Origin of the sequence: Mesorhizobium sp. M0802, from assembly GCF_040320115.1 — a bacterium.
Classification (GTDB): domain Bacteria; phylum Pseudomonadota; class Alphaproteobacteria; order Rhizobiales; family Rhizobiaceae; genus Mesorhizobium.
Genome location: NZ_JAMYOY010000011.1, coordinates 79,811 through 92,458, shown reverse-complemented (window position 1 = coordinate 92,458; position 12,648 = coordinate 79,811). Strand labels below are relative to the sequence as shown.

Here is a 12,648-nt window from a genome sequence, read left to right as displayed (position 1 = left end):
AGAGGGATTTCAATTACGTCGGAGGTTATAGCGGAGGCCGAGGCGAAATCTTCTCCCCCTCTGAGGGGGAGATGGCCGGCAGGCCAGAAGGGGTTCGACGGGATGCGACCTTCTTACGGAAATGGACGTTGGCGCTCCACGCGCAACGACCCCACAGTCGCCTTCGGCGACATCTCCCCCTCCAAGGGCCCTCAAGGGGGAGATCAGCTAGCTAGCCCACCTCTCGCAACTTCGCTTTCACCTCGAGAAAATCTCGCCACGCCAGTTTCTTGTGCGCAGGGGTTCGCAAGAGATAGGCCGGGTGCAGCGTCGGCATGGCCGGAATGGCAATGCCGGAAGCCGTGGTGTGGACGCGCCAGTTGCCGCGCAGGCGCAAGATGCCTTCGCTCGTGTTGAGCAAGGTCTTGGCCGAAGGGCCACCGAGATTGACCAGCACCTTGGGATTGACCAGCTCTATGTGCCGCTCGATGAAGGGACGGCAGATTTCGGTCTCGTGCGGCGTCGGCGTGCGGTTGCCGGGTGGCCGCCAGGGAATGACGTTGGCGATATAGACCGAAGTCCGGTCAAGCCCGATCGCCGCCAGCATGCGGTCGAGCAGCCGGCCCGAGCGGCCGACGAAGGGCAGGCCCTCAATATCCTCGTCGCGGCCGGGCGCCTCGCCGACCAACATCACCGAACCTTCCGGATTGCCGTCGGCAAAGACCAGGTTCTTGGCGGTGAATTTGAGGTTGCAGCCATCGAACGACGCCATGTGCTGGCGCAGTTCGTCGAGCGTCGAGGCACTTGCCGCCATTTGCCGGGCCAGGGCCGCCTGTGCCTCGTCGGGCACCGTCGCCATGGCCGGAACGGAACGCGCCGGCGCGTCCGGCACCCGGCTTGCGTCCAGCCCGGGGCTGGCGGCGGCTTGTTCCGGAAACTTGTTTTCGCGAGGCGGCGCGGCAGGCGCCGTTGTGCGCTCGGGGCGCTTCGGTGCTGCCCCGGCAAACCGGTTCACCGGCGCGTCCTCCAACGCTTCGTCGACGCTGGCAGAGGCGTAGAAGGCGAGCAACTCGGCCAGGTCGGATCGGTTGTTGGGGGAGGCGGCAGTCATGCCGGGCACATTCGTCCGCCGAGAGACGATTTGCAAGGTTGGGCGGTTAGTAATCTCCCCCCTCGAGGAGGGAGATTACGCGCTCGTCGGCTTTCGCCAATCACGAAGGGCATTTCGTGGCGATTTTCACGGCGTCTGCCGCTTACCCCGTCGGTATCCGCGGATCCTGCACCAGATAGAACGTCCAGCGCGGCGTGTAGTCGGTGATCAGAAACTCGAAGCGTCCCCTCTTCAGCGGGTCGATCTGTCCACTCTTGAACAAGAGCCGGTCATAGGGTTCGAAATCGCGGTCGAAATCGGCGTACGCGCTCGACAGGATGTTGTCGGGCGTCTTGTTGCGCTGGTCGAAGGACAGGCCGTCGCCGAACACGCTCGGCTGGTTGAGTATCTCCTGCAGCTCGAACTGGAATTCGACCCAGGCCTGGCCGCTGTTGTTGAGAACCTCGATACGCATGTACAGGATGCCGTTGGCGAATTCGCCGTTGGTGCTGAACGGCTGGATCGGTTTGGTGGTGCGGATGGTGAGCGTCACCGGCGTTGACGAATTCAGCTCCTCGGAGATGACCAACGGATCTTCCTTGGTGCCGGTGCCCGAGGCGCCGGTGATGTGGAAACCGCCAAGCTCGTCGGAAAAGGAATAGGCGCCGGTCGCCCACACCTTCACCGGCTCGGCCTGAGCGCGAACCGGCGTAAGCATTGAAAGGGCGAGAAGGATCGCTCGGCAGGTCCGGCCGGGCGGAAGGGGGAAGCGCGTCAATGAATAGCCGGACGGCGTGCGCATGGAAATAAGTATGGCCGATAAGAGAGCCGTCGAACAATTAAAATATGGGACGCTGAGCGCGGCCGCGCGCAAAACGCTTGCGGCAGAGTTGTCATCCGCGACTTTTTGTCGAAATCGGCATTGTCACGTCAGCGCCGGTTTCCTGTCGCGGATTGATGCGCTATGCAGCGCAGGAGCCAGCAAAATGCCGGAAACGGTTGGCCAGAGCGGAGGGGTTGATGAGCGAGATCGAACGCGAGAGCATGGAATTCGACGTGGTCATCGTCGGGGCCGGCCCGGCGGGCCTTGCCGCAGCGATCCGTCTCAAGCAGGTCAATCCCGAGCTTTCCGTCGTGGTGTTGGAAAAGGGCGGCGAGGTTGGTGCCCACATTCTGTCAGGCGCCGTCGTCGATCCCATAGGCGTCGACCGCCTGTTGCCGGGCTGGCGCGAGGAAGATGGCCACCCCTTCAAGACGCCGGTTACGGCCGACGATTTCCTGGTGCTCGGCCCCGCCGGCTCGTTCCGTCTGCCCAATATACTGATGCCGCCGCTGATGAACAATCACGGCAACTACATCGTCTCGCTCGGCAATGTCTGCCGCTGGCTGGCAACCAAGGCTGAAGCGCTAGGCGTCGAAATCTATCCGGGCTTTGCTGCCGCCAGCCTCGTCTACAACGATGCCGGCGCGGTCACGGGCGTCGTCACCGGCGACATGGGCGTCGAAAAAGACGGCACACATGGCCCGGGCTTTGCGCCGGGCATGGCGCTGATGGGCAAATACGTGCTGATCGGCGAGGGCGCGCGCGGTTCGCTGTCCAAGCAGCTGATCGCAAAATACAAACTGTCCGACGGCCGTGAGCCCGGCAAGTACGGCATCGGCCTCAAGGAGCTGTGGCAGGTCAAGCCCGAGAACCACCGGCCGGGCCTGGTGCAGCACTCCTTCGGCTGGCCGCTCGACCTGAAGACAGGCGGCGGCTCCTTCCTCTACCACCTCGAGGACAACCAGGTCGCGGTCGGCTTCGTCCTGCATCTCAACTACAAGAACCCCTGGCTGTCGCCCTTCGAGGAATTCCAACGGTTCAAGACGCATCCGGCGATATCGCGCACCTTCGAGGGCGCCAAGCGCATCGGCTATGGCGCGCGCGCCATTACCGAAGGCGGCTGGCAGTCGGTGCCGAAACTCTCCTTCCCCGGCGGCGTGCTGATGGGGTGTGCGGCGGGCTTCGTCAACGTGCCGCGCATTAAGGGTTCGCACAATGCGGTGCTGTCCGGCATGCTGGCGGCCGAGCATGTCGCGCAAGCGATCGGCGCCGGCCGTGCCAATGACGAGCTGTCTTCTTATGAGGACGCCTGGCGCGCGACCGATATCGGCAAGGATTTGAAGAAGGTCCGCAACGTCAAGCCGCTCTGGTCGCGCTTCGGCACCATTATCGGCGTCGGCCTCGGCGGTCTCGACATGTGGCTGAACACGCTGTTCGGCTTCTCGCCCTTCGGCACGCTGAAACATGGCAAGGCCGATTATGCCACGCTTGAGCCTGCGGCCAAGCACAAGAAGATCGCCTATCCCAAAGCGGACGGCGTGCTGACCTTCGACCGCCTGTCCTCGGTGTTCCTGTCCAACACCAATCACGAGGAAAACGAGCCGGTGCATCTCATCGTCGGCGACATGGAGTTGCAGAAGCGTTCCGAGCATGATGTCTTTGCCGGGCCTTCGACCCGCTATTGCCCGGCCGGTGTTTACGAATGGGTCGACAAGGACGGCAACGCCGCCGCCGATCCGTCTGACAAGGATGTGCGTTTCGTCATCAACGCGCAGAACTGCGTGCACTGCAAGACCTGCGACATCAAGGATCCCAACCAGAACATCAACTGGGTGCCGCCACAAGGCGGCGAAGGCCCGGTCTATCAGGGCATGTGAGCCTCACCGACCGGGGCCGTCTCAACCAGCAAAAATGGCGGCGATGGCCGGGTTTACCAAGGCATGTAAGGCGCTCGGCGCCAAAGATTGTTGAAACCGTCGTCTGCTTGTGGTCTCATTGCCGCGTCCATGGGGAAAATGGCATGCGCGTGTTGGTCTTGTTTTGCCTTGCCGTCGTAAGCGCGGCCTGCGGCGTCGTCGGGACGGCGTCGGCGGGGGTGAAAACCGTCGTCAAGACGCGAACCTATGACATCACCGGCACGACAGGTGCCGGTCTGGTTATCGCCATGAACCGCAGGGGCCCCAAGCACGGTTTCATGACCCACGCCATCGCGCAGACAAGCTACACCGCCGACTGGAGCCTGGACGTGGGTCAGGTCAACGGCGTCTGCCGCCTGCGCCAGGCCAATGGAACGCTCAACATCGCCTACACCTACCCGCGCGTCGCCTCGGCCATCACGCCGGCGCTGCGCAAACGCTGGAACCGGTTTTTCACAGGCGTTCTCGCTCATGAAGGAACCCATGGCCGTATCGCCGGGCAGATGATGCAGGCTGCCGAGCGGTCGGTTCGCGGCCTGAAATTTGCCAACGATCCGCAATGCAACAAAACGCGCGTCGAAGCCACGCGGCGCTTGCAAGCCACTTCCAAGCTCTATGAGGCAAAACAGATCGCGTTCGACGCGCGCGAGCACAGTGAAGGCGGCCATGTCGAGCGCATCATCGAGGCCTTGGTAGGCTTGTGAAACCGTAAGCCCCGTGGCGTACGATCTAGCCGCCCATGCTGGGCTGGATCAGCGACACAGTCGCGGTAGAATCCTCGTCGACCGGCTTGGTCTCGTCGCGCATCAATGAAAATTCCACCATCACCGGCAGATGATCGGAGCCGGTCTCTTCCATCTGCGTCGACGACAGGATGGTCACCCCGCCCTTCGAAAACACCTGGTCGATCGGCAGGCCCGCATAGCGCCGCAGGAAATCGGGCAGGGTCCGGTGGATCCAGGTCGGTCCGGCCGACGGCATCACGGTCAGTCCGCCGAGCGAGGCAACGCGCCGTACCGCGGCGCTCCACGGCACGGCGTTGCAGTCGCCGGCCATGATCGCCGTCTCGCCGAGCGAGGTGAGCGTCTCGGTCAACTCGCCGATCTGCCAGTATTGTTCCTTCGGCCACGGCCAGCTCAAATGGATCGCCGCGACATCGACCGGAGTGCCGCCGAAATCGATGGTGGCGGCCGCCATCGCGCCGCGCGGTTCGCAATGCGGCTCGGTGCCGGCCGCAAAAGGTCGCCGGGACAAAAGCGCCACGCCCCACACGCCGTCGGGATGGGCGCACAGGATGCGATAGGGATAGGCGTTCTGGATATAGCCGAGTTCGGTCGCCCACATGGCCGATACTTCGTCGAGCGTGATCACGTCTGGGTTGGTCCTGGCGATCAGCGAAAGAACCTTCTTGGGTGTCGGATTGTTGAAACGCAGGTTCATCTGCAGCAGCCGGTAGACCGGTTCGTTGCCGGGCGCGGCGTCATTGGCGGCCTGCACCGGCCACAGGCGCGGCAAGGCGCTCAACGTGCTGGCGAAGGCGGCCACGGCCAGCAGCAGGCCCACGCCCGCCTGCAGGCGAAACGAGGTGGCGAGCAGCGGCAGCGCAATCAGCCCCATCAGCACGGCAAAATGGATGCGGAAATGGGCGAAGGAATCGAAGGCCGGATGCAGTGCGCCAAAGAACCCGGCTACAAGCGCGGCCGAGAGGCCGAGCATTGCCAGGAACGCCATTGAAGCCATCATCTTTCGCACGCGTGCCATCAGACCGGGTTTTGCCCATAGACCGGGTAATACATTGCCGAGGTATCAGGCCTTTATCGGCTGAAATGCGGCCCAATCAAGATGACGAAACGCCTCGCGGCAAACATTTACGGCAAGCCGGTCTACTGAAAGGCCGTCTCCGAAAAGCTTCTCAGCTTGCGCGAATGCAACCGTTCCATCGGCATTTCCGCCAGCTTCTCCATCGCCTTGATGCCGATGGTCAGATGCTGCGCCACTTGCCGCTTGTAGAATTCGGTCGCCATGCCGGGCAGCTTCAACTCGCCATGCAGCGGCTTGTCGGAGACGCAAAGCAGCGTGCCGTAGGGCACGCGGAAGCGGAAGCCATTGGCGGCGATCGTGGCCGATTCCATATCGAGCGCGATGGCGCGCGACTGCGACAGCCGCTGCACCGGTCCGCGCTGGTCGCGCAGTTCCCAGTTGCGGTTGTCGATGGTGGCGACGGTGCCGGTGCGCATGATGCGCTTGAGATCATAGCCGGAAAGTCCGGTGACTTCGGCGACCGCCTCCTGCAGCGCCACCTGGATCTCGGCCAGCGGCGGTATCGGCACCCACACCGGCAGGTCATCGTCCAGCACATGGTCTTCCCGGACATAGGCATGCGCCAGCACATAGTCGCCCAGCGCCTGAGTGTTGCGCAGGCCGGCGCAATGGCCGAGCATCAGCCATGCATGTGGCCGCAGCACCGCGACATGGTCGGTGATCGTCTTGGCGTTGGACGGGCCGACGCCGATGTTGACCATGGTGATGCCGCCATGGTTCGGCTTCTTCAGATGATAGGCTGGCATCTGAGGCAGGCGCGGCGCCGCCACGCCTTCGCTGGGCGCGTTTTGCCCTGCCTTGGTGATGACATTGCCCGGTTCGACGAATTCGGTATAGCCGTGGCCGCCTTCAGCCATCTGGGCCCGCGCTCGGGCGACGAACTCGTCGATGTAGAACTGGTAGTTGGTGAACAGCACGAAGTTCTGGAAATGCTGCGGGCTGGTCGCCGTGTAGTGCGTCATGCGGTGCAGCGAATAGTCGATGCGCTGCGCCGTGAACGGCGCCAGCGGCCTTGGTTCGCCGAACGCGACCTCGAAGGTACCGTTGGCGATCTGGTCGTCGGTGCCGTCGAGATCCGGCACGTCGAACAGGTCGCGGATCGGCCGTTTGATGCGGTCGGCGGCGGCGCCATCGACATGGGTTCCTTCAAGGAACGCGAAATGCAGCGGGATCGGCGTGGTCGATTCCGAAACCGTTACCGGCACGCCGTGATTGCGCATGATCAGGCGAAGCTGCTCTACGAGATAGCGTTCGAACAGCACCGGCTGGGTGATGGTGGTCGAGAAATGCCCGGGGGTCGGCATGTGGCCGTAGGCCTGGCGCGAGTCGATCTGGGTGAACGAATTGGTGGTGACGCCGATCTCCGGGTAGAAGGCGCGGTAGCGCTTGCTTTCGTCGCCGCCGGCGGCAAGCGTGGCAAAGGAGTCGCGCAGAAACTTGGTGTTGCGGTCGTAGAGCACCTGCAAGGCGGCCACGGCCTTTTTGGCGTCGTCGAAGCTCCGCTTGCCGAAAGGCTCCGGCATGACGACCGATTCGATAGCTTGTGGGTAGATTCGCTTTTCCATGGCTCAATATAGAGACTTGAGGCCGCACTTGGGAGGGGAGGGTGGCCGCCAAGTGGTCGATTTATTCGTCCACGCCCAAGGTGTGCTGAGATTCAGGTAACGCTGAGCCGGAGTCGAGGACGGGCGCGAAGCGACCAAACTGGCTGGCTTCGAGAACCGGAGCGGAGCGTACTCGAAGCATGTGAGCACCAAGGCCGCCACTTGCAGGCCGGCATCACCTTAATACCGGCACACCTTACCCGCGCTGCAGACTGACCAGCAAGACAAAGCCGACGCCATGCTTCTTCGTCGCCGGCGCGTCGATCGTCGTGTCGGCATTGGCCCGCATCATTGGCATGGCCAGGACCGGCGCCGACAGCACGACCAGGACGAGCGCCGCCCGCGGCAGGAGCCGAAGGGTCTGGAGGGCGTTGATGGCGATGCGGTTCATGGCTTTTGCTTTTCTGTTTGGATCTATGTCTTTGTCGTCTCAGGGGCGAAAATGGTTCATGCAATCGAATTGGCAGGAACTGGCTGCATCCCAGGAACGGGCCGGACGGCCGGATTCGGCCACGAGGATGGCGAAGAGCATCCCGAACAGGCTCATCAACAGGCAGACGATGGTGAAGCGGCGAGCGAGCATTTGCGGAGTGTCTCCTTGAACACGCCATCAAAATGCCCTGATGCGACTGAACCGGCGCTGATGCCGGCGTTCATCTGCGGTTCAAAGTGATTGACGATGTTTTAGGGAGAGCATCGGTTCGGGTTTGCGCCGCCGCAAACGGCACGGTCCTCGCTATGGCGCGGACCGTCCTGCAAAAGAAAACGGGGCCTGTGAAGGCCCCGTTGGTCAACTCAAAGCAGCAAGATCAGAGCTTGTGCCAGGTCTGGCTCTTGCAGATCAGCCCGCCGAGCACGCAGCCGCTCATTTTGAGCGAGGTGCCCGACAGTGTTGCCTTGCCCGAATAGGTCTTGTCGTTTGCCGGATCGGTGATGTTGCCGGCATATTTGTTGGCCCCGGCCGCCTTGAGCGAACCGATAGTCTTCCCGGCATATTTGCCGGTCTTCAGGGTGATGGAGAATGAACCGCTGCCGCCGATAACTGCTGTGTCGCCGGCTTGTGTCTTCCAGTTCCCTTCGATCGGATCCGCCCAGGCCGCACCAGCCATCATCACGGTGGCCGCCAGGGCCAAGCTCACTTTGCGAAACATATCTGTCCTCCCTGGTGTTAGGTGGGGCAGCCGCCTCTCTGCCCCTTACGCAAACGTAAGCTAATCCAGCTCCCGGCAAAACAAAAGCGGGTGCCGCGACGGAAGGTTTCGCAATTTTCATGCGGGGTCGGGAGAGCGCAGCCCGTGAAAATGAAACGATCGAGGCGTTGGCTTTGGTTTGCGTGGTTAGCAGAGTGTTGATCGGCGCCTTGCAAATTTTCGTCAAATCGATCGAAAAACGGCGGGATTGCTGACTTTGTATCCTTAACGAATTTCCGCGTTTACCTCTTGTTTTAGCTTTGTTTTCTCCAAATTAAGCACGCCATTTAACGACGGATTCAAGGCTCGGCCTCATTCTCGGAAGCATCGAAAGAGCGGCTCCCCAGGGAACACCGGGGGACAGAAGAGGCCCGCTCTCGGGAGCCAGACAGGGGACTAAAATGGCACGTTTTGAAATGCTTGAAGCCGGCTTCGGCGCCATGGGGGCAACTGCCCAGGCCGACATTCTTTTCGAACTTGGCATGATGTATGCGACCGGCCGCGATTGCGAGACCGATGTCGTTGCCGCCCACAAATGGTTCAACATCGCCGCCATCAAGGGCTCGGTCCGCGCCGCGGAACTGCGCTCGGAACTGTCGGCCGCAATGTCCAAGGTCGAGATCGCCAAGGCGCTGCGCGAAGCCCGCGAATGGATGACGATGCACTGAGATCGCGAGCAGATTATCGCAGGCAGATTATCGAAAACAGGGAAGCCCCGGGATCAAGACCGCAAAGACGGTCGGAACCGGTGAAACGACAAGGCCGCGACAAGACGGCCGACCATGAAAGAACAAGAACGCGGCAGGCCGGCACGGTCCAGTCGTGCACAATGGGGACGGCGGGCAGGTTTTCGTGGCGCGGGGGCGCATGGGGACTGCTACGAGCAAAAAGCCACGACCGGCCGGAACAGGCTGGCGTGGCTTTTTGCGTTGATGAGGCCCAATCGAGCGGCGCCGATGCGCCTAGACAGGCCCAATGAAGGATGAAATTGTCCCGCCTTCGGAAAGAAGCGCGGCCAGAGCGGCTGCGCGAGTGTGGGAGGAGTTCTATCACCATGAAAAAAACGGGTATTTTGAGCGCGGCCGTATTTGGCCTGATGATGAGCGCGCCGGTTGCCTTTGCCGATGACATCACCATTTCGGTGGTCGGCCCGATGACCGGACAGCTCGCCACGATCGGCGATCAGTTCAAGCAGGGCGCAACGGCAGCCGCCGATGCGATCAACGCCGCCGGCGGTGTCAACGGCTCGATGATCAAGCTCGACATCGAGGACGACCAGTGCGATCCCAAGCAGGCGGTTTCTGTGGCCAACCGGATCGTTGCCAACAGCGTCAAGTTTATTGACGGCCATGCCTGTTCAGGTTCGAGCATCCCGGCTTCCGCCGTCTACGCCGAGGCCGGCGCGCTGATGATGAGCCCGGCCTCTTCAAATCCCGAGCTGACCGATGCCGCCGCCAAGGCCGGCTGGCCGACGATCATGCGTCTCTATACGCGTGACGACGCGCAGGGCGCCTTCATCGGCCCGTGGATCGCCAAGAAATATGCCGGCAAGAATGTCGTTATCTTGCATGACAAGAGCGCCTACGGTCAGGGCGTTGCCGATGCCGTGAAGGCGACGATGAATGCCGGTGGCCTCAAGGAGATCGACTATGAAGGCATCAATGCCGGCGAGAAGGATTATTCGGCTCTCGTCACCAAGCTGAAGGACCTCAAGGCCGACGTTGTCTATTTCGGCGGCTATCACCCGGAAGCCGGGCTTATCCTGCGTCAGTCGGCCGAGCAGAGCGTTAAGTTCCAGCTGATCATGCCGGACTCGATCGCCTCGCCGGAATTCTGGCAGGTCGCCGGCCCCGCCGGTGAAGGCACCCTGTTCGTCTTTCCGTCGGACCCGCAGGCCAAGCCGGAGGCCAAGGAGGCCATCGCCAAGATCAAGGCGGGCGGCTTCGTGCCGGAAGGCTTTACGCTGTTCTCCTACGCCGTCGTTCAGGCGTTTGCAGAGGGCGTCAAGCGCGCCGGAACGGACGATCCGGTTAAGGTAGCCGAAGCGCTGAAGAACGGCACGCCGTTCAGCACCGTGGTCGGCGACGTGACCTTCGACGAGAAGGGCGATCTGAAGAACGCCAGCTACGACATCAACCAGTGGCACGACGGCAAATACGCACCGATCGCGCAGTAAGCGGCCGCGTACTCATGGAATGGCCGGGCTTGTCCCGGCCATTTTTCATTCAAGCCTCCAGCCGGCTATGCAGCCTCTTCAACGAAGCGCACCAGCACCGTTCCGTCGGTGACCTGCGCGCCCTCGGTGGCGATTTCCGCGATCACGCCGTCATGGCTGGCCGCGATCGTGTGCTCCATCTTCATCGCTTCCAGGATCAGTAGCGGCTGGCCCTTGATCACCCTTTCGCCCTTTGCCGCGCGCACCAGCTTGACCACGCCTGGCATCGGCGCGCGCAGGCTGCCGGAAGCGGCGGCCGCCTCGTCGGTGCGCGCCAGCGGATCCGGGACGAGGAAACTGTAGCCGACCGCGCCTTCGAACACGGTGACGTGGCCTGGCCAGCGGGCAAGGCGAGGGGCGGCGCGAAGATCATGCGAATTGACGCTGTCATAGGGCGCGTCCAGCGCCACCTCGAAGCGCCCGTCCGGCCGCACTGAAACACGCGCCAGTATATCGTCCTCGCCATGGCGCAGGCGCGTGCGGCGCGCAATGCTGTGGAAATGCGCATAGCCGGCAAGCGCCGACCACGGATCGTTCGACGGCGGCAAGGCACCGGCGCCAGCCGCGGCAAGGGCCGCCGCGGCAACGATCTCGCTGCGCGGCGGGGCGACCGCGGTCAGCGCTTCCTGATGCCTGCCGATCAGGCCGGTATCGACGTCGCCGGCCGAAAAATCGGTGTTCGCGGCAAGTGCCGCGAGAAAGGCGGTGTTGACGGTCGAGCCGGCAATCTCGGTCTGCGACAACGCAGTCCCGAGCGCATCGAGTGCCGCCTGCCTGTCCTTGGCGTGGACGACCAGCTTGGCGATCATCGGATCGTAGAAGGGCGAGATCGCATCGCCGGCCCGCACGCCGGTCTCGATGCGCATGCTGGCGCCTTCGGGCGCGTTGTCGGGAAACGCCAGGTGATGCAGCGTGCCGGTCGCCGGCAGAAACCCTTTCGCCGCGTCCTCGGCATAGATGCGCGCCTCGAAGGCGTGGCCGGAAAGCGTGATTTCGCTCTGCGTCTTCGGCAGCTTTTCGCCGGCGGCTACCCGCAACTGCCACTCGACGAGGTCGGTGCCGGTGACCGTTTCGGTGACGGGATGCTCGACCTGCAGGCGGGTGTTCATTTCCATGAACCAGAAGCGGTCGGCCTTCAGCCCTTGCGAGGCATCGACGATGAATTCGATGGTGCCGGCGCCGGAATAGCTGATCGCCTTGGCCGCCTTGACCGCCGCTTCCGTCATCGCCTCGCGCAGCGCCGGCGTCATGCCGGGCGCCGGCGCTTCCTCGATCACCTTCTGGTGGCGGCGCTGCGCCGAGCAGTCGCGCTCGTAGAGATGCACGGCATTGCCAAAATTGTCGCCGAACACCTGGACCTCGATGTGGCGCGGCTTGTCGACGTATTTTTCGACCAGCACGCGATCGTCGCCGAACGCGGCCTTGGCCTCGCGCCGTGCGCCTGACAGCGCTTCCGAAAAATCTTCGGGATGTTCGACGCGGCGCATGCCCTTGCCGCCGCCGCCGGCGCGCGCCTTGATCAGCACGGGATAGCCGATCTCACGCGCCTTGGACGCCAGCAGCACGATCTCCTGCGCCTCGCCATGATAGCCCGGCACCACCGGCACGCCTGCTTTCTCCATCAGCCGCTTGGCCGCATCCTTCAGCCCCATGGCGCGGATCGAGGCGGCCGACGGGCCGATGAAGGTGAGCCCCGCCGCCACCACCAGGTCGACGAAATCGGGGTTTTCCGAGAGGAAGCCGTACCCGGGGTGAATTGCTTCGGCGCCGGTCGCCAGCGCCGCCGCAACAATCTTGTCGCCGCGCAGATAGCTTTCGCCGACGGGCGAAGCGCCGATATGCACCGCCTCGTCAGCCATTTCGACGTGCAGAGCCTTGGCGTCCGCGTCGGAATAGACGGCAACGGTGCGCACTCCCATCTTCCTGGCCGTGCGTATCACCCGGCAGGCGATCTCGCCCCGATTGGCGATCAGGATCTTGGCGAACATGGAGCCTCCAGAGTTTGTCTCG

General features: G+C 62.9%; 12 protein-coding genes. 4 read left to right on the top strand and 8 right to left on the bottom strand.

The features are described 5' to 3' along the window. Positions 1-211 precede the first annotated feature (211 nt). A complete protein-coding gene (locus NKI10_RS17035; RefSeq protein WP_023702176.1) occupies positions 212-1,090 on the bottom strand; it encodes a uracil-DNA glycosylase in 879 nt (292 codons plus the stop codon). Between the two features lie 142 nt (positions 1,091-1,232). Next, entirely contained in the window at positions 1,233-1,787 is a 555-nt protein-coding gene (locus NKI10_RS17030; protein ID WP_023698594.1) for a hypothetical protein, read from the bottom strand. A gap of 302 nt (positions 1,788-2,089) precedes the next feature. On the opposite strand from NKI10_RS17030, the gene NKI10_RS17025 reads away from it, so the two are divergent. Next, positions 2,090-3,769, top strand: coding sequence for an electron transfer flavoprotein-ubiquinone oxidoreductase (locus tag NKI10_RS17025; RefSeq protein WP_023715674.1), 1,680 nt, complete (start codon positions 2,090-2,092; stop codon positions 3,767-3,769). Next, positions 3,766-4,512: a DUF922 domain-containing protein gene (locus NKI10_RS17020; protein WP_502897545.1), complete on the top strand. Its 747-nt coding sequence runs from the start codon at positions 3,766-3,768 to the stop codon at positions 4,510-4,512. Before NKI10_RS17025 ends, NKI10_RS17020 begins: the two co-directional genes overlap by 4 nt. A gap of 25 nt (positions 4,513-4,537) precedes the next feature. Here NKI10_RS17020 and NKI10_RS17015 read toward each other — a convergent pair whose 3' ends face one another. The 5 genes from NKI10_RS17015 to NKI10_RS16995 form a co-directional block, all read right to left on the bottom strand. Continuing rightward, on the bottom strand, positions 4,538-5,551 hold the full coding sequence (locus tag NKI10_RS17015; protein WP_156932609.1) for an endonuclease/exonuclease/phosphatase family protein: 1,014 nt from the start codon (positions 5,549-5,551) through the stop codon (positions 4,538-4,540). Positions 5,552-5,691: 140 nt separating this feature from the next. Then, positions 5,692-7,152: an AMP nucleosidase gene (locus NKI10_RS17010; protein WP_352861042.1), complete on the bottom strand. Its 1,461-nt coding sequence runs from the start codon at positions 7,150-7,152 to the stop codon at positions 5,692-5,694. A 277-nt stretch (positions 7,153-7,429) separates the two neighbouring features. Then, positions 7,430-7,624 carry a hypothetical protein gene (locus tag NKI10_RS17005; RefSeq protein WP_023670200.1) on the bottom strand — a complete coding sequence of 65 codons (195 nt, stop codon included), beginning with the start codon at positions 7,622-7,624 and terminating at the stop codon, positions 7,430-7,432. Positions 7,625-7,663: 39 nt separating this feature from the next. After that, positions 7,664-7,816, bottom strand: coding sequence for a hypothetical protein (locus NKI10_RS17000; RefSeq protein WP_023670201.1), 153 nt, complete (start codon positions 7,814-7,816; stop codon positions 7,664-7,666). Positions 7,817-8,042: 226 nt separating this feature from the next. After that, entirely contained in the window at positions 8,043-8,384 is a 342-nt protein-coding gene (locus NKI10_RS16995) for a DUF2147 domain-containing protein (RefSeq protein ID WP_023705415.1), read from the bottom strand. Between the two features lie 440 nt (positions 8,385-8,824). On the opposite strand from NKI10_RS16995, the gene NKI10_RS16990 reads away from it, so the two are divergent. Next, entirely contained in the window at positions 8,825-9,091 is a 267-nt protein-coding gene (locus tag NKI10_RS16990) for an SEL1-like repeat protein (protein WP_006199745.1), read from the top strand. A 386-nt stretch (positions 9,092-9,477) separates the two neighbouring features. Continuing rightward, positions 9,478-10,599 carry an ABC transporter substrate-binding protein gene (locus NKI10_RS16985; RefSeq protein ID WP_023687260.1) on the top strand — a complete coding sequence of 374 codons (1,122 nt, stop codon included), beginning with the start codon at positions 9,478-9,480 and terminating at the stop codon, positions 10,597-10,599. Positions 10,600-10,664: 65 nt separating this feature from the next. On the opposite strand, the gene NKI10_RS16980 is transcribed toward NKI10_RS16985, so the two are convergent. Further along, positions 10,665-12,626: an acetyl/propionyl/methylcrotonyl-CoA carboxylase subunit alpha gene (locus tag NKI10_RS16980; protein ID WP_352861040.1), complete on the bottom strand. Its 1,962-nt coding sequence runs from the start codon at positions 12,624-12,626 to the stop codon at positions 10,665-10,667. Between the last annotated feature and the right edge of the window lie 22 nt (positions 12,627-12,648).

What these genes read in the sequence shown, in the direction of transcription:
- NKI10_RS16995 (WP_023705415.1), bottom strand. Translation starts at nt 8,384, where the DNA reads ATGTTTCGCAAAGTGAGCTTGGCCCTGGCGGCCACCGTGATGATGGCT.
- NKI10_RS16980 (WP_352861040.1), bottom strand. Translation starts at nt 12,626, where the DNA reads ATGTTCGCCAAGATCCTGATCGCCAATCGGGGCGAGATCGCCTGCCGG.
- NKI10_RS17010 (WP_352861042.1), bottom strand. Translation starts at nt 7,152, where the DNA reads ATGCCGGAGCCTTTCGGCAAGCGGAGCTTCGACGACGCCAAAAAGGCC.
- NKI10_RS16990 (WP_006199745.1), top strand. Translation starts at nt 8,825, where the DNA reads ATGGCACGTTTTGAAATGCTTGAAGCCGGCTTCGGCGCCATGGGGGCA.
- NKI10_RS17015 (WP_156932609.1), bottom strand. Translation starts at nt 5,551, where the DNA reads ATGATGGCTTCAATGGCGTTCCTGGCAATGCTCGGCCTCTCGGCCGCG.
- NKI10_RS17000 (WP_023670201.1), bottom strand. Translation starts at nt 7,816, where the DNA reads ATGCTCGCTCGCCGCTTCACCATCGTCTGCCTGTTGATGAGCCTGTTC.
- NKI10_RS16985 (WP_023687260.1), top strand. Translation starts at nt 9,478, where the DNA reads ATGAAAAAAACGGGTATTTTGAGCGCGGCCGTATTTGGCCTGATGATG.
- NKI10_RS17005 (WP_023670200.1), bottom strand. Translation starts at nt 7,624, where the DNA reads ATGAACCGCATCGCCATCAACGCCCTCCAGACCCTTCGGCTCCTGCCG.
- NKI10_RS17025 (WP_023715674.1), top strand. Translation starts at nt 2,090, where the DNA reads ATGAGCGAGATCGAACGCGAGAGCATGGAATTCGACGTGGTCATCGTC.
- NKI10_RS17030 (WP_023698594.1), bottom strand. Translation starts at nt 1,787, where the DNA reads ATGCTTACGCCGGTTCGCGCTCAGGCCGAGCCGGTGAAGGTGTGGGCG.
- NKI10_RS17035 (WP_023702176.1), bottom strand. Translation starts at nt 1,090, where the DNA reads ATGACTGCCGCCTCCCCCAACAACCGATCCGACCTGGCCGAGTTGCTC.